Raw genomic sequence first — 421 nt, forward strand, 5'->3', positions numbered from 1 at the left:
ACAATAGATATTGACGTATCTCTTGTTGCTCCAAGAGGAATCACCGATACTAAGGTTGTACAAAAAGCTATAACAGTTAATTAGGCTATAAATAAAAGAAAAATCAATCAAACAAAAATTGACGAACCTATCTGCAAACAATCAATCAAACAATACCCAATGAAAGAACAATTAACCGAAGGCAATCATAACGTTACGATTAGTGAAGTATCACCTGTTTTCATCGTAGGAAATAGTATTGCCCGGTTCACCATTAAATATACCAATCAGCATGGTTCTATCTACCAATCCTTTTATCAACATGAATTTGATAAAGCCAAGCTGAAGAACTTCCTGCATAAGATGGGTATAGAAGGCTTGCAGCAAAATGATGCTAATATCCTCAGGGCCTTACAAAGGCTCTTAGGAAAAGAATTAAAAA

Annotated in this window: 1 protein-coding gene; it reads left to right on the top strand. The window is 34.7% G+C overall.

The annotated features are described in order from the left end of the window. Positions 1 to 159: 159 nt before the first annotated feature. Positions 160 to 421 (top strand): hypothetical protein (locus NBZ85_RS31955; RefSeq protein ID WP_261563525.1); only part of this gene is annotated, 262 nt, incomplete at its 3' end.

The organism is Frankia tisae (assembly GCF_025403405.1).
Lineage (GTDB): Bacteria > Actinomycetota > Actinomycetes > Frankiales > Frankiaceae > Frankia > Frankia tisai.